The following is a 15250-nucleotide window of genomic DNA, read 5'->3' as shown; positions in this document are numbered from 1 at the left end:
CCCTCGCCGCACCGGGCGCTCGAACAACCTCGCGGGGGGGGGACCCCCATGACGCCGCCCGGCCCGACTGCGACGGTCTGGGCGGGGCGTCGGTGCTCACCGACTGGGTGCCGTCGAAGACCCCTCCGGGCCGACGCCGGGACCTTCGCAACCCGCCCTGGGTCCACCCCCACCCCGCCCTCCTTCCGGCCCCACCCCTCCCACCTCGCAGAAGGTGTCCCCCCATGGCTGTCACGACCGCCTCAGCCTCGGCCCCGCCGAACCCCCACCCCGCCCTCGTCGCCGTACTGGACCCCACGGCCCGCGCCTGGCTGGACGACGGCGTCGTCAAGGTGACGGCCGAACCCGTCGCCGTGCGCAGGCTGTTCCCCGCCGTCCGAAGGCGCTGCGGACACGGCCGTGTCGACGTCCACTGGACCGTCGACGAGGCCGCCCGGGCCGTCCTGCTCACCGCGCTGCCCCTGCGCGGCCAGGCCCTCGCCGACGAGGTGACCCGCCTGCACCGGCACGGCGACCCGGCCGAGCAGCGCGCCGTCCTGCGCGCCCTGCCGCTGCTCGACCTGGGCGACCTCGCCCTGCCCCTCGTACGGGAAACCCTGCGCGGCAACGACATCACCCTGATCGAGGCCGCCCTCGGCCCGTACGCCGCCGCGCACCTCCCGGACGCCGAGTTCCGCCAGGCCGTGCTGAAGTGCGTGTTCTGCGGGATCCCGCTCGACCGCGTCACCGGCCTCGACAGCCGCGCCGACCGCGAACTGGCCCGGATGCTCGCCGACTTCGCCCACGAGCGGATCGTCGCGGGACGGGACGTACCCCAGGACATCGTGCCGGTCGTCCGCGCCTTCCCGGACGTCATCGGCGCGGAACTCCAGCACGCACTCACGGAACGACCGACGGACCGACTCACGGACGTACTCAAGGAAGAGGGCTGACCGTGCGCATCTTCGACCCCCATATCCACATGACCTCCCGGACGACCGACGACTACGAGGCGATGTACGCCGCCGGGGTGCGCGCGGTCGTGGAACCCGCCTTCTGGCTCGGCCAGCCCCGGACCTCGCCGGAGAGCTTCTACGACTACTTCGACGGACTGCTCGGCTGGGAGCCCTACCGTGCCGCCCAGTTCGGCATCCAGCACTTCTGCACGATCGCGCTCAACCCGAAGGAGGCCAACGACCCCCGCTGCCTCCCGGTCCTCGACGAACTCGACCGCTACCTCGCCAAGGACCGGGTCGTCGCCGTCGGCGAGATCGGGTACGACTCGATGACACCGGAGGAGGACGAGGCACTCGCCCGGCAGCTGCAGCTCGCCGTCGAGCACGAGCTGCCCGCCCTCGTGCACACCCCGCACCGCGACAAGGCGGCCGGTACGCGGCGCACACTGGACGTCGTACGGGAGTCGGGCATCGCCCCCGAACTCGTCGTCCTCGACCACCTCAACGAGCTCACCGTCGGCATGGTCCTCGACAGCGGCTGTTGGGCCGGGTTCTCGATCTACCCGAGGACCAAGATGAGCGAGGACCGGATGGTGCAGATCCTCAAGGAGCACGGCACGCAACGGGTGCTGGTGAACTCCGCGGCGGACTGGGGGCGTTCGGATCCGCTCAAGACCCGCAAGACGGCCGACGCCATGCTCGCCGCCGGGTTCGACGACGACGCCGTGGACGCCGTGCTGTGGCGCAACCCCGTCGCCTTCTACGGCCAGAGCGGGCGGCTGGAGCTGGACGAGCCCAAGCCGGCCGAGGAGGCCACCTTCCAGGGCAACTCCATACGTCGTGGGGGAGCGTGACCGTCCCATGCGCTTTCTGCATCAGGACGGCACGACCGTCCACCTCGGCTACTGCAGCAACGTCCACCAGGCCGAGGACCTGGAGGGCGTCATCGCCCAACTCGCCACGTACGCCGAGCCGGTGCGCGAACGCCTCGGCGTCGACCGGCTCGGAATCGGGCTGTGGCTGGCCCGGGGCGTGGTCAGCGAACTCGCCAAAGACCAGGGGGCGTTGGCGCGGCTGAAGCGCGAGTTGCGGGCCCGCGGGCTGGAGACCGTCACCCTCAACGCCTTCCCGTACGCCGGTTTCCACCGTGACGTCGTCAAGAAGGACGTGTACCTGCCCGACTGGGCCGACGAGGCCCGGCTGAAGTACACCCTGGACTGCGCCCGCGTCCTCGCCGCGCTCCTCCCGGACGACGTCGACCGCGGCAGCGTCTCCACGCTGCCGCTGGCCTGGCGCACCCCCTGGACACCCGCCTGCGCCGAGGAGGCCCGGCACGCCCTGGACCGGCTGACCACCGGTCTCGCCGCGCTGGAGGCGTGGACCGGCCGCCGTATCCGCGTCGGCTTCGAACCCGAACCCGGGTGCGTCGTCGAGACCACCACCCAGGCGGTACGGGCACTCGGCGGACTGGACCCCGACCGGCTCGGCGTCTGCCTGGACGCCTGCCATCTCGCCGTACAGTTCGAGCCGCCCGCCGAGGCCCTGCGCCGGCTCGCGGAGGCCGGGATGCCCGTCGTCAAGCTCCAGGCGTCCTGCGCCGTGGAGGCCGCCGACCCGGCCGACCCCGCCGCCCGCGCGGCCCTGCGCCGGCTCGCCGAACCCCGGTTCCTGCACCAGACCCGGACCACGCACGACGGTGACGTCGTCGGCGTGGACGACCTCCCGCAGGCCCTGGACGGCGGGCTTCCCGCCGACGGCGGACCCTGGCGCGTCCACTTCCACGCGCCGCTGCACACCGAGCCCGAACCCCCGCTGCGTACGACGGCCGACCAGCTCGACCAGGTCCTCGCCGGGCTGCTGGGCGGCGCCTCGGCCGGCTGCGACCACATCGAGGTCGAGACCTACACCTGGTCCGTCCTGCCCGACCCGCCCGCCGACCTGCCCGGCGGCATCGCCGCCGAACTCGCCTGGGCCAGCGACCGGTTGACCGCCCTCGGCCTCAAGGAGGACCCGTCATGACGACCGACCACCCCGCCAACCGCGTTGTCGTCCTCGACATCGTCGGCCTCACCCCCGACCTGCTCGAGCACATGCCGTCCGTCGCCGCCCTCGGCGAACGCGGCTTCCGGTCCCGGCTCGACACCGTGCTGCCCGCCGTCACCTGCACCGTCCAGTCCACCCTCCTCACCGGCGAACCCCCCTCCACGCATGGCGCGGTGGCCAACGGCTGGTACTTCCGCGACCTGGGCGAGGTCATGCTCTGGCGCCAGCACAACGCGCTCGTCGGCGGCGAGAAGATCTGGGAGACGGCCCGCAGGTCGAACCCCGACTACAAGGTCGCCAACATCTGCTGGTGGTACGCGATGGGCGCCGACGTCGACTGGACGGTCACGCCGCGCCCCGTCTACTACTCCGACGGCCGCAAGGAACCCGACTGCTACACCTGGCCGCCCTCTCTGCACGACGAACTCACCGACCGGCTCGGCCCGTTCCCCCTGTTCACCTACTGGGGCCCGAACGCCGGCCTGCCCTCCACCCAGTGGATCCTGGCCGCCGCCCGCCAGGTCTTCGACGACAAGCGCCCCGACCTCACGCTCGTCTACATCCCGCAGATGGACTACGAGCCGCAGCGCTCCGGCCCCGACTCGAACGCGACGATCGAGGCGGCCCGCCGGCTCGACGACGCCCTCGGCCCGCTGATCGACCACTTCCTGCGCGAGGGCGCGACGGTCGTGGCACTCAGCGAGTACGGCATCACACCCGTCTCCCGCCCGGTCGACATCAACCGCGCCCTGCGCAGGGCCGGCCTGCTGGAGGTGTACACGCAGGACGGTATGGAGTACCTCGACCCGTGGACCTCCCGGGCCTTCGCGGTCGCCGACCACCAGGTCGCCCACGTCTACGTCCGCGACCCCGCCGACACCGAGGCCGTGGCGAAGATCGTCGGTGAACTCGGCGGTGTGGAGCGGGTGTTGGACGCCGAGGGTAAAGCGGCCCACGGCCTGGACCACGAGCGCTCCGGTGAACTCGTCGCCGTCGCCGACCCCGACGCCTGGTTCACGTACTACTACTGGCTGGACGACGAACGCGCCCCCGACTTCGCCCGCCAGGTCGAGATCCACCGCAAGCCCGGCTACGACCCCGCCGAGCTCCTCTACGACGAGACGGTCCCGGCGGTGAAGCTGCGCGCCGTCGGCCAGATCGCCCGCAAGAAGCTCGGCTTCCGCTACCGCCTCAAGACCGTCCCCCTCGACCCGTCCGGCGTCCGCGGCAGCCACGGCCGGCTGCCCGCCGACCCCGACCACGGCCCCGTACTGCTGTGCTCCGACCCGGAGCGGGCCCGCGACGCCTACGCGGCCACCGAGGTCAAGTCCCTGCTGCTGGGCCTGGCCGGTCTGCACACCGAAGGAACGGACACATGACGACCCACCCGTCGCTCCCCACCATCCGCCCCCTGCTCGACCCGGCCCCCGAGTACGCCAAGTGGCAGTCCGAAGAGCCGATCCGCCGGGTGACGATCTGGGGCGACAACAGCCCCTGGCTGGTCACCGGTCACGAGGACGCCCGCACGGTCCTCGCGGACCCCCGCTTCAGCGCGGACGCCAACCACCCGAACTTCCCCCACACCCGCCCGGGCGCGCCCCCACAGGCCCCCGGCCTCTTCCACCAGATGGACCCGCCGGACCACACCCGGCTGCGCCGGATGCTGATCCCCGACTTCACCTTCCGGCGCATCGAGCAGATGGAGGGCGCCGTCCAGCGGATCTGCGACGACCTGCTGGACGCGATGACGGACGGCGACGCGACGGAGGCGGACCTGGTCGCGTCGTACGCGCTGCCGCTGCCCACTCTCGCCATCTGCGAACTGCTCGGCGTCCCCTACGAGGACCACGGCTTCTTCCGCGCGAAGTCCAACGCCCTCACCAGCGTGGCCGGCGACCCGGCCGAGGCGATGTCCGCCCGCATGGCGCTCTACGGCTATCTGCGCGCCCTCATCGAGCGCCGCACGCACGACCCCGCCGACGACCTGGTCTCCCGCCTGGCCACGGAACGCGTCGCGACCGGCGAGGCCACCCTCGACGAGGCGACGGGCATGGTCTCCCTCCTGCTGCTGGCGGGCCACGAGACGACGGCCAACATGTTCCCGCTGGCCGCCATCGCCCTGCTCCAGCACCCGGCCCAACTGGAGGCACTGCGTGCCGACGACTCCCTGTGGCCGGGAGCGGTGGAGGAACTCCTGCGCCATCTGACCGTCATCCACTCCGGGATACGGCGGGTCGCCACGGAGGACGTCGACCTGTCGGGCGTCCGCATCCGCGCGGGCGAGGGCGTGGTGGTCGCCCTGCAGGCCGCCAACCGGGACCCGGCCGTGTACGCCGACCCCGACGCCCTCGACGTCCGCCGTGACGCGAGCGGCCACCTCGCCTTCGGCCACGGCCTGCACCAGTGCCTCGGCCAGTCCCTGGCCCGCACCGAGCTCCGCCTGGGCCTGTCCACCCTGTTCCGCAGGCTCCCGTCCCTGCGCATGACGGCCCCGCCCGAGTCGCTCGCCCTCTCGACGAGCACGGTCCACGGGGTGCGCTCGCTGCCCGTCGCCTGGTGATGAACCTGCGGTGGCCGGGCCGGCCTGCTATAGAGGCAGCCATGACCACCATCAGGCTCGTCCAGGGCGACATCACCCAGGAGAGCGCCGACGCGATCGTCAACGCCGCGAACTCCTCCCTCCTCGGCGGGGGAGGAGTGGACGGCGCGATCCACCGCCGCGGCGGCCCCGCCATCCTCGACGAATGCCGCAAACTGCGCGCCTCCCGGTACGGCAAGGGCCTGCCCACGGGGCAGGCGGTCGCCACGACCGCCGGGGAACTGGACGCCCGCTGGGTGATCCACACGGTGGGCCCGGTCTTCTCGCCCCAGGAGGACCGCTCGGCCCTCCTCGCCTCCTGCTACCGCGAGTCCCTGCGCGTCGCCGACGAACTCGGCGCCCGGACCGTCGCCTTCCCGGCGATCTCCACCGGCGTCTACCGCTATCCGCTGGAGGACGCCGCCCGCATCGCCGTGGAGACGGTGCGGGCGGCTGAGACCGGCGTGGAGGAGGTCAGGTTCGTGCTGTTCGACGAGCGGGCGTACGAGGTGTTCGCGGCGCGGGTCGGCTGACGGCCTCGACGGCGAGGCGATTGACATCAATCCCGCGCCGATCAAGGCGATCTTGTTGTTGGACTCGGCGTACCGAGTGACGCGAAGCTGGCTCTCGGTCCATCCCGGCGATCCGGCCTGTCAAGAGAGGCAGTCTTCATGGACGTCTTCAAGACGACGAGCGGTTCGGTCCGAGGTTTTCGGGCCTCCGCCGACGTCGTCGCCGTCCTCGGCATCCCCTATGCCGCACCTCCGTTCGGCGCGAACCGGTTCCGGGAACCTCTTCCGGCACGGACGTGGACGGGTGTGCGGGACTGCGGGGACTTCGGCCCGATCGCCCCGCAGTCGGCGCAGTTGCCCGGCGCGCCCGTGTGGTCACCGGGCAGCGAGAACATCCTCACCGTCAACGTGTGGACGCCGGTTCCCGACGGAGGCCGCCTTCCCGTCCTGGTATGGATACACGGCGGCGCCTACACCTTCGGATGCTCGGCCCAGCCCGACTTCGACGGGACCGTCCTGGCCGGCGCCGGGCTCGTCCTGGTCACCCTCAACTATCGGCTCGGCTTCGAGGGCTTCGGCCACGTACCCGGTGGGGACACAGCCGCCTACCCGGACAACCGGGGTCTGCTCGACCAGGTCGCGGCCCTGCGCTGGGTACGCGAGAACATCGCCGAGTTCGGTGGGGACCCCGACAACGTCACGATCGCGGGCCAGTCCTCCGGGGCCGCGTCGGTGGCCTGCCTGATGGTCATGGACCGCGCCCGCGGCCTGTTCCACCGCGCCATCGCCCACAGTGCCGCCAGCCCGTGCTACACGCTCGACATCGCCGCGGCGACCACACACGAAGTCGCCGCGGCGGCGGGCTGCCCGGCCACACCCCGGGGCTTGGTATCGACGACTCCGCAGGCACTGGTCATGGCATCCGACCGGGTGGTCGAGGACTACCGGCGGAATCCTCTCTCCGGATCCCGGCACTACGACCCCTCGCTCTACGCGCCGGTCCTCGACGGTGATGTCCTGCCTACCGATCCGCTCATGGGGATGAGCACCGGAGCGGCCCGGGGCGTGGACCTGCTGGTCTGTCACACCACGGAGGAGTACTGGTTGCTCGATGCCGTCGGTAGCAGCGCGAAGATCACCACCGATGAACAGCTGGCGATCTTCGCCGAAGACTTCGGCCTGCCCGACGGCCTGGTGGCCGGCTATCGCGCCGCGATGCCCCACGCTCCCGTCCTGGACGTCTACCTCGCTGTCTTCGGCGACCTGCTGTTCGGGGAGTACAGCAACCGACTCGCCGAGGTGCACAGCCAAGCCGGAGGCCGGACCTACCTGTCGCGGTTCGATCGTCGACGCGCAGGCGACGACGGGGTGGTGCGGGCCTGGCACTGTGCGGACATCCCCTTCGCCTTCGGCAACCTCGAAGACGACCGTCTCGCATTCCTGATCGGGGGCGCACCCACCTCCGCAGACCAAGGACTGTCACACCGAATGGTCCGCGCATGGGCCGATTTCGCAGCGACCGGTGACCCGGGCTGGCCATCGGTCGACAACTCCACCACCCACGCGAAGGTGTGGACCACCGACGCCCACCCAGCCTCCGACAGGCCCGCCGCTCCGCGTGCTCTCTGGGCCGAGGTCGGCTTTCCACTCCTGTACGCGTGAGGCGCCCACGACCAGGTGACACCGTTCCACCCGCACCCGCTCCTGTACCCGCACGGCACACCCAGGTGAACGGCTCCCACCCCCGATCCGTACCACTTCTCGTGCAGCCACAGTCACACCGAGGAAGCTTCGTGCAGTCACACCGAGGACGCGTCGGCCGCGGCGCCCGGATCGCGACGGCGACCGGCGGCCTGGCCCTGCTGCTTCTGACCACCGCGTGCGGCGGAGGCGAGGACGGGAAAGCCGCCGCGCGGAGCAGCCCGACGAACGTCGCCGCCACCGTGGCCGGCGTCGTGGCCCCGGCCAAGGTGGAGGTGATCGCCGACCTGACGGGCTGCAAGGTCAAGATCCGCACCGAGGCGGACGAACTGCGCGAGGGGGTCTGCCACACCGGGAAGGGCGACTACCTCATCACGACGTTCCCGCAGGAGAAGCTCAAGCTCACCTGGCTGGACGCGGCATCCGTCTACGGCGGCAAGTACCTCGTCGGTACCCGCTGGGTGGTCAGCGCGAAACCGGCCCTGCTGGAGCAGCTGCGTCCCCAACTCGGCGGGAAGATCCAGGAGTTGCGGGGCGTGGGGCCGACTCCGGGCCCGACGGCGCCGTGACGAGCGGGCTCACTCGGCCGCGTCGCTGATGCCCAGCCGCAGATGTTCCACGTGGTACACGGCCTGGTCGAGCAGCTCGGCGACATGGTGGTCGTGCAGCGCGTACACGACCGAACGGCCGCGCCGCTCACCGACCACCAGACCCAGGTTGCGCAGCAGCCGCAGCTGGTGCGAGCAGGCGGACTGCTCCATGCCCACCTCGGCCGCGAGCTCCGTGGCCGGCAGCGGCCCCTCGCGCAGCCGCGCCAGGATCAGCAGCCGGGAGGGGGTGGAGAGGGCCTGGAGGGTGGTGGCCACCTTGGCCACGTTGGCCGCGTCCAGACGTACGCGCTCCGGGGCGTCCTGCGCGGTGGTGACGGCTCCATGACCCATGGACGGCATCTTACCCGCCACGCCTGAACACATGAATGATTATTCATGTGGTTGGGTGGCCGCCTGGGCGTACGGCTCACCGAGGTGATCCGGCAGCTCCCAGCACAGACGAGGTCGATGTCGGATTCTCGCCAGCCCCGTCGCCCCACGTCGTCGATGCTGGACCCATGCAGAAGGGGATGCACACCGACACCGAGCGCTGCGTGCGCGCGGTCCAGTCCAAGGACGCCCGCTTCGACGGCTGGTTCTTCACGGCGGTCGTGACGACCGGGATCTACTGCCGGCCCAGCTGCCCGGTGGTCCCGCCCAAGCCGGAGAACATGCGGTTCCTTCCGAGCGCCGCAGCCTGCCAGCAGGCCGGGTTCCGGGCCTGCAAGCGCTGCCGCCCCGACACCAGCCCCGGTTCCCCGGAGTGGAACCAGCGCGCCGACCTCGTCGCCCGGGCCATGCGGCTGATCGCCGACGGCGTCGTGGACCGCGAGGGCGTGCCCGGCCTCGCCGCCCGGCTCGGCTACAGCACCCGGCAGATCGAACGCCAGCTCCTCGCCGAACTGGGCGCCGGTCCGCTCGCCCTGGCCCGCGCCCAGCGCGCCCAGGCGGCCCGGCTCCTCATCGAGACGACACCCCTGCCCATGGCGGACATCGCCTTCGCGGCCGGGTTCGCCTCCATCCGCACCTTCAACGACACCGTCCGCGAGGTCTTCGCCCTGGCCCCGACCGACCTGCGCGCCCGCGCCCCCCGCAGCACCCCGGGCACCCCACCGAACACCGGGGGCGCCCTGACCCTGCGCCTGCCGTTCCGCGCCCCCCTCAACCCCGACAACCTCTTCGGCCACCTCGCCGCGACCGCCGTGCCCGGCGTCGAGGAATGGCGGGACGGCGCCTACCGCCGCACGCTCAGGCTGCCGTACGGCCACGGCCTCGTGTCCCTGTCACCCCAGCCCGACCACATCGCCTGCCGCCTCACCCTCGGCGACCTGCGCGATCTGACCGTCGCGATCAGCCGGTGCCGCCGCATGCTCGACCTGGACGCCGACCCGGTGGCGATCGACGACCAGTTGCGTACGGATCCCCTGCTCGCGCCGCTGGTCGACAAGGCGCCGGGCCGCAGGGTGCCGCGCACGGTCGACGAGGCGGAGTTCGCCGTACGGGCCGTACTCGGCCAGCAGGTCTCCACGGCCGCCGCCCGCACCCACGCGGCCCGCCTGGTCAGGGCCCACGGCGAACGGGTCGACGACCCCGAGGGCGGCCTCACCCACCTCTTCCCGTCCCCCGAGGCGCTGGCCGCCGTGGACCCGGAGTCCCTGGCGATGCCCCGCACGCGCCGCACGACGTTCACCACGCTGGTCCGTCAACTCGCGGACGGAGACGTGCGGTTGGGTCCCGACAGCGACTGGCCGGAGACCCGGGCCCGCCTCCTGGCCCTCCCCGGGTTCGGCCCCTGGACCGTCGACGTCATCGCGATGCGCGCCCTCGGCGACCCCGACGCCTTCCTCCCCACCGACCTCGGAATCCGCCGCGCCGCCCAGGAACTGGGCCTACCCGCCACCCCGGCGGCCCTCACGGCCCGGGCGGCCGCCTGGCGCCCCTGGCGGGCGTACGCCGTCCAGTACCTGTGGGCGACGGACAGCCACCCGATCAACTTCCTCCCCGTGTAAGGACGTCAGGAACTCCCGATGAAACAGCACACCGTCATCGACAGCCCGTACGGCCCGCTCACCCTCGTCGCCGACGACGGCGTCCTGTGCGGCCTCTACATGACCGAGCAGCGCCATCGCCCGCACGAGGAGACCTTCGGCACCCGCGACGACTCCCTCTTCGGCGAGGCCACCGACCAGCTGGACGCCTACTTCTCGGGCGAGTTGAAGGAGTTCACCCTCGAACTGCGCCTGAACGGCACCGAGTTCTAGCGCCGCGTCTGGGAACAGCTGCGCCGGATCCCCTACGGCGAGACCCGCTCCTACGGCCAGCTCGCCGACGCCCTCGGCAACGCCGGCGCCTCCCGCGCGGTCGGCCTCGCCAACGGCAGGAACCCGATCGGCATCATCGTCCCCTGCCACCGCGTCGTGGGTGCCAACGGCGGCCTCACCGGATACGGCGGCGGCCTGGACCGCAAGCAGCGGCTGCTGGACTTCGAGAGCGGAACGGCGCTGTTCCAGGTCGGGTCCGCGGGTCCCTGAGCGGACCGGTGGTCACGACCTGGATGGCGCATCGCGGGCTCCCTCGCGGGAGACCATGGAGCGGAAGCACGAGCGCCTCGCGACACCCTGGGCCGCCGGACCGCCCGGACATCGAACACCTTCGGCCTGGGCGGCGGCATCCACAGCTGCTTCGGCGCCCCGCCGGCCCGGCTGGAGGCCCAGCACGCCCTGTCGGAACTGGCCCGCAGCCTGGACAACCCACGCCTGCTCCAGGACGCCCCAGCGGACCAACTACCCGCCGAGCCGGCGCAGCAGCTCCGGCAGCGCCGTGCCGATGGGCTCCCGTACGACGTCGTGGGCGCGTTCGTCGTACGGCGTCGGCTCGGCGTTGACGATGACCAGCCGCGCCCCGTGGTCGGCGGCCACCCCGGCGAGTCCGGCGGCGGGCTGTACCTGCAGGCTGGTGCCGACGGCGATGAACACCTGGCAGGCCTTGGTGATCGCGACCGCCTCACCGAGGACCACCGGATCGAGCCGCTCGCCGAACATCACCGTCGCCGACTTCAGGATCCCGCCGCACTCCAGGCACGGCGGATCCTCCTCACCGGCCTCGACCCGCGCGAGGGCGTCCTCCATCGGCCCGCGCGCATGACACTCCGTACAGACCACACTTCGCGCGCTGCCGTGCAGTTCGAGCACCTTGCGGGCGGGCATCCCGGCGAGCTGGTGCAGCCCGTCCACGTTCTGCGTGATCACCCGCACCGGCACCCCGGTCCGCTCCAGCTCGGCCACGGCGCGGTGCGCGGCGTTCGGCTCGGCCTTCAGCGTCCGGTTCCTGCGCCGCATCTGCCATGAGCGCCGCCGGATCTCCGGATCGCCCATGTAGTACTCGTACGTCACGAGCTTCTCGGCCTCCGGGTCACGCCGCCACAACCCGTTCGGCCCGCGGTAGTCGGGGATCCCGGAGTCGGTGGAGATACCGGCGCCGCTGAGGAGGGCGACGAGGGGCTTGGTCATGCTGCCGAGGGTAGGACGGTGCCGTGCGGGCGGCGAATGGATATTCGAGCGGCTCGGTGCGACGCCGTCAGCCCACCCGGTGACCGTTCTCCAGCTCCACCGTCCCGCCGCCGTCCGCGAGGACGTCCAGCGCGGCCAGGACGCGGCGGCCCAGGGCGCCCGGCAGATACTCCGGGACGTCCCGCGGCCGCACGAGCCGCCAGGACAGCAGCTCCTCCTCCTGCAACCGGATCGCCTTGAGGTCGTCCTCGCCGAGGACCCCGCCGTCGTACAGATACGACACCAACGGCGGCCGCCCCGCCCCGACCGTCCAGTCCACCGCGAGCAGCCGGCTCGGCTCCCGGTCCAGGCCGATCTCCTCGGCCGTCTCCCGGCGCGCGCCCTGGCGGGGCGTCTCGCCGTCGTCGGACTCGATCGTGCCGCCCGGAAGCGCCCAGCCGTCCCGGTAGTTGGGCTCCACGAGCAGCACCTGACCCTCGCCGTCCCGGAAGAGGGCGGCGGCACTGGCGAGGACGCGGGGGAGACCCGCGATGTACGTGGCGAAGTCCTGCGTCGTCGTCATCCAGGAAGAGTAACCAGCCCACGCGCACTCGCCCCGACCGTGGGGTCGGCTCGGGGAAGCACACGCCCCGCTCCCTGAAGCCGAAGCCGCGCACCGCAGGCCCCGCGCGCCGCGACCGGACCCCTCGGGTCCCCTGGACCCGCGTACCCACCGGACCTACCCGCCCTCCCGAGCCGCCGCCCGGGCCAGACGCACCGTCCGCTCCGCCAGCTCGCTGATCCGCACCCCGTCGAACCCGAACACCGCACTGCGCACCGTGTCCTCCAGCGGCGCGGTCCACTGGCCCGGGATCGCCGCGGCCCCGGTCAGCACACCCGCCACCGAGCCGGCCGTCGCCCCGTTGGAGTCGGTGTCCAGGCCGCCGCGGACGGTGAGCGCGATGGTCCGGGTGAAGTCGCCGTCGCCGTACAGGAGCCCGGCGGTGAGCACGGCCGCGTTCGGGACGGTGTGGATCCAGCCGAGCCCGGCGGTCTCCTCGGCGACCGTGGTGAGCGTGTCCTCCCAGCTCATCCGGGTGTCATGGAGCGAGACGACCCGCCGTACGGTACGGGCGAGGCGGCTGCTCGCCGGGATCACGGCGAGCGCCGCGTCGACCGCCCCGCGCACCGTGGACGCCGTGAACGCCGCCGCGATCAGCGCCGCCGCCCACATCGCGCCGTACACGCCGTTGCCGGTGTGCGACAGCACCGCGTCCCGGCGGGCGAGGGAGGCGGCGCGGCCCGGGACGCCGGGGCAGGTCCAGCCGTAGATGTCGGCGCGGATCAGGGCGCCGATCCACTCCTGGTAAGGGTTGTCGTACGTCGCGGTCAGCGTCGGTTTCAGCCCGTTCGCGAGGTTGCGGTACGCGGCCCGCTCCGCCGTGAAGGTCTGGAGGTACGGCAGCCGCAGCAGCCACAGGTCGCCGACCTGCTCGGTGCTGAAGCCGAAGCCGTGGGTCTCCAGGAGGTCGAGTCCGAGGATCGCGTAGTCCACGTCGTCGTCGCGGCAGCTGCCGTGGATACGGCCGCGCACGCACTGCCGCCACTCGGGCCGCAGCCGCAACCCGTCGTCCTCGCTGACCGGCTCGGGGAGATAGTCGGTCAGGGGCAGGGCGGCGGCCTGCCGCAGATACCGGTCGATGCGGTCCCGCGTCCACAGGTCGCCCTGCTCGACCGGTTTGCCGAGCATGTTGCCCGCGATCCGGCCCAGCCAGCCTCCGAGGATGCGGTCGGCGAGCTCCGGCTCAGTGCCCACAGGGGTCATAGGACCGGTTTACCCAATTCCGGCGGTGGTCGCTCGGGGTTCGGCGGCTCGCACAGCCGCTTCCCAGGCCGCTCGTACGTTGTTCCCACAGCGTTCTCAGGGGCCGGGCAGCGCATGACGCCGCGGGCTTCCTCCGGTTAAGGTCGCAGCGGCGCGACTGGCCTTGGCGTGCGCGAGGCCCGGAGAGCAAGGGGATATCAGGTGACACAGCGCGTGCTCATCGCCGCGGACAAGTTCAAGGGGTCGCTGACGGCCGTGCAGGTCGCCGAGCGGGTGACGGCCGGTCTGCGCCGGGTCGTGCCGGATGTCGCGGTCGAGGCCATGCCCGTCGCGGACGGCGGCGACGGAACCGTGGACGCGGCGGTCGCGGCCGGCTTCGAGCGCCGCGAGGTCCGGGTCGCCGGGCCCCTCGGGGACGAGGTGACGGCGGCGTTCGCGCTGCGCGGCGACACGGCGGTCGTGGAGATGGCGGAGGCCAGCGGCCTGCAGCGACTGCCGGCCGGCGTCTTCGCGCCGCTCACGGCGTCCACCTACGGCTCCGGCGAACTGCTGCGTGCCGCGCTGGACGCGGGTGCCCGCACCATCGTGTTCGGGGTCGGCGGCAGCGCCACGACCGACGGGGGCGCCGGGATGCTGACGGCGCTGGGCGCCCGCTTCCTGGACGCCGACGGGGAGCCCGTGGCGCCCGGCGGAGGCGGTCTGGGCGCTCTCGCCACGGCCGACCTCTCGGGGCTGGACCCGAGGCTCGCCTCCGTCGAACTGGTGCTCGCCAGCGACGTCGACAATCCGCTGACCGGGCCGAAGGGCGCGCCCGCGGTGTACGGGCCGCAGAAGGGTGCCTCCCCGGACGACGTGGAGACGCTGGACGCCGCGCTCGCGCACTTCGCGAAGGTGCTGGAGGGGGCGGTCGGCCCCGAGGCCGCCGAGCACGCCGCGTCGCCGGGTGCGGGGGCCGCGGGCGGCATCGGCTACGGTGCCCTGCTGATCGGCGCGGGCTTCCGGGCCGGCATCGAGGTCATGCTCGACGTCCTCGGCTTCGCGCCCGCGCTGGAGCGGGCGGATCTCGTCATCACCGGTGAGGGTTCCCTGGACGAGCAGACCCTCCACGGCAAGGCTCCCGCCGGGGTTGCCGCCGCTGCTCGCGCGGCCGGCAAGGAGGTCGTCGCCGTCTGCGGCCGCCTCGCGCTCGCGCCGGACGTGCTCGGCCGGGCCGGGATCCGGCGCGCCTACCCCCTGACGGCGATCGAGCCCGACGTCGCCAAGTGCATCGCGGACGCGGGCCCCATCCTGGAACGCTCGGCCGAACACATCGCCCAGGACTTCCTCTCCTAGCCGGCCCCTCCCTCCCCCCCGCCGCCCCTACCCGTCCCGGGTGCGGGCCGGTGGGGGCTGGTCGCGCCCACGCGGCGGAGCCGCATATCGACACAGCCCCGCGCCCCCTTTCTGGGGCTCCGCCCCAGACCCCGCTCCTCAGACGCCGGAGGGGCTGGATTTACCGGGCCAGGGCTGGATCTTCCAGCCCTGGCCCGGCGTTCGGGGACGAGACCTTGCCATCCCGAACCCCCACCCACCCGCAGG

14 protein-coding genes and 2 pseudogenes are annotated in these 15250 nt (G+C 72.6%); 12 read left to right on the top strand and 4 right to left on the bottom strand.

Annotated elements, in window-relative coordinates; translation table 11 throughout:
• Positions 1–224 precede the first annotated feature (224 nt).
• The 8 genes from ACFZBP_RS02745 (at position 225) to ACFZBP_RS02710 (ending at position 8338) form a co-directional block, all read left to right on the top strand.
• Positions 225–932, top strand: a complete 708-nt coding sequence (locus ACFZBP_RS02745) for an EboA domain-containing protein (RefSeq protein WP_391409484.1) — start codon at positions 225–227, stop codon at positions 930–932.
• A gap of 2 nt (positions 933–934) precedes the next feature.
• On the top strand, positions 935–1789 hold the full coding sequence (locus ACFZBP_RS02740) for a TatD family hydrolase (RefSeq protein ID WP_383447024.1): 855 nt from the start codon (positions 935–937) through the stop codon (positions 1787–1789).
• Positions 1790–1796: 7 nt separating this feature from the next.
• Positions 1797–2954, top strand: coding sequence for a metabolite traffic protein EboE (gene eboE, locus ACFZBP_RS02735; RefSeq protein WP_391409483.1), 1158 nt, complete (start codon positions 1797–1799; stop codon positions 2952–2954).
• The gene (locus ACFZBP_RS02730; protein ID WP_391409482.1) at positions 2951–4357 is read left to right on the top strand and encodes an alkaline phosphatase family protein; all 1407 of its coding nucleotides are present in this window, start codon (positions 2951–2953) and stop codon (positions 4355–4357) included. Before eboE ends, ACFZBP_RS02730 begins: the two co-directional genes overlap by 4 nt.
• Positions 4354–5538 (top strand): cytochrome P450, encoded by a 1185-nt coding sequence (locus ACFZBP_RS02725; protein ID WP_391409481.1) that lies wholly within the window; start codon positions 4354–4356, stop codon positions 5536–5538. Before ACFZBP_RS02730 ends, ACFZBP_RS02725 begins: the two co-directional genes overlap by 4 nt.
• Positions 5539–5579: 41 nt before the next feature.
• Entirely contained in the window at positions 5580–6089 is a 510-nt protein-coding gene (locus ACFZBP_RS02720) for an O-acetyl-ADP-ribose deacetylase (RefSeq protein ID WP_383447036.1), read from the top strand.
• A 138-nt stretch (positions 6090–6227) separates the two neighbouring features.
• A complete protein-coding gene (locus ACFZBP_RS02715) occupies positions 6228–7730 on the top strand; it encodes a carboxylesterase family protein (RefSeq protein WP_391409480.1) in 1503 nt (500 codons plus the stop codon).
• A gap of 131 nt (positions 7731–7861) precedes the next feature.
• Positions 7862–8338 (top strand): hypothetical protein, encoded by a 477-nt coding sequence (locus tag ACFZBP_RS02710; RefSeq protein WP_391409479.1) that lies wholly within the window; start codon positions 7862–7864, stop codon positions 8336–8338.
• A gap of 9 nt (positions 8339–8347) precedes the next feature.
• Here ACFZBP_RS02710 and ACFZBP_RS02705 read toward each other — a convergent pair whose 3' ends face one another.
• The gene (locus tag ACFZBP_RS02705; protein WP_217212654.1) at positions 8348–8710 is read right to left on the bottom strand and encodes a metalloregulator ArsR/SmtB family transcription factor; all 363 of its coding nucleotides are present in this window, start codon (positions 8708–8710) and stop codon (positions 8348–8350) included.
• 179 nt (positions 8711–8889) lie between these two features.
• On the opposite strand from ACFZBP_RS02705, the gene ACFZBP_RS02700 reads away from it, so the two are divergent.
• The 3 genes and pseudogenes from ACFZBP_RS02700 to ACFZBP_RS02690 form a co-directional block, all read left to right on the top strand.
• Entirely contained in the window at positions 8890–10368 is a 1479-nt protein-coding gene (locus ACFZBP_RS02700; protein WP_391410329.1) for an AlkA N-terminal domain-containing protein, read from the top strand.
• Positions 10369–10386: 18 nt separating this feature from the next.
• Positions 10387–10890: pseudogene (locus ACFZBP_RS02695) on the top strand (methylated-DNA--[protein]-cysteine S-methyltransferase).
• Positions 10891–10985: 95 nt separating this feature from the next.
• Positions 10986–11133: pseudogene (locus ACFZBP_RS02690) on the top strand (cytochrome P450); the annotation flags it as partial.
• A gap of 9 nt (positions 11134–11142) precedes the next feature.
• Here the strand turns inward: ACFZBP_RS02690 and ACFZBP_RS02685 are convergent.
• From ACFZBP_RS02685 to ACFZBP_RS02675, 3 genes are all read right to left on the bottom strand, one after another.
• Positions 11143–11868: a Sir2 family NAD-dependent protein deacetylase gene (locus tag ACFZBP_RS02685; protein WP_391409478.1), complete on the bottom strand. Its 726-nt coding sequence runs from the start codon at positions 11866–11868 to the stop codon at positions 11143–11145.
• 67 nt (positions 11869–11935) lie between these two features.
• On the bottom strand, positions 11936–12430 hold the full coding sequence (locus ACFZBP_RS02680; RefSeq protein ID WP_391409477.1) for an NUDIX domain-containing protein: 495 nt from the start codon (positions 12428–12430) through the stop codon (positions 11936–11938).
• 156 nt (positions 12431–12586) lie between these two features.
• Positions 12587–13672 (bottom strand): ADP-ribosylglycohydrolase family protein, encoded by a 1086-nt coding sequence (locus tag ACFZBP_RS02675; RefSeq protein ID WP_391409476.1) that lies wholly within the window; start codon positions 13670–13672, stop codon positions 12587–12589.
• A 201-nt stretch (positions 13673–13873) separates the two neighbouring features.
• On the opposite strand from ACFZBP_RS02675, the gene ACFZBP_RS02670 reads away from it, so the two are divergent.
• Positions 13874–15004: a glycerate kinase gene (locus tag ACFZBP_RS02670; protein ID WP_391409475.1), complete on the top strand. Its 1131-nt coding sequence runs from the start codon at positions 13874–13876 to the stop codon at positions 15002–15004.
• Positions 15005–15250: the final 246 nt, after the last annotated feature.

It is taken from the genome of Streptomyces sp. NPDC008086 (genome assembly GCF_042957325.1).
Lineage (GTDB): Bacteria > Actinomycetota > Actinomycetes > Streptomycetales > Streptomycetaceae > Streptomyces.
Note: the sequence above shows the minus strand (reverse complement) of the source record. Positions and strands in the feature narration are given on the sequence as shown.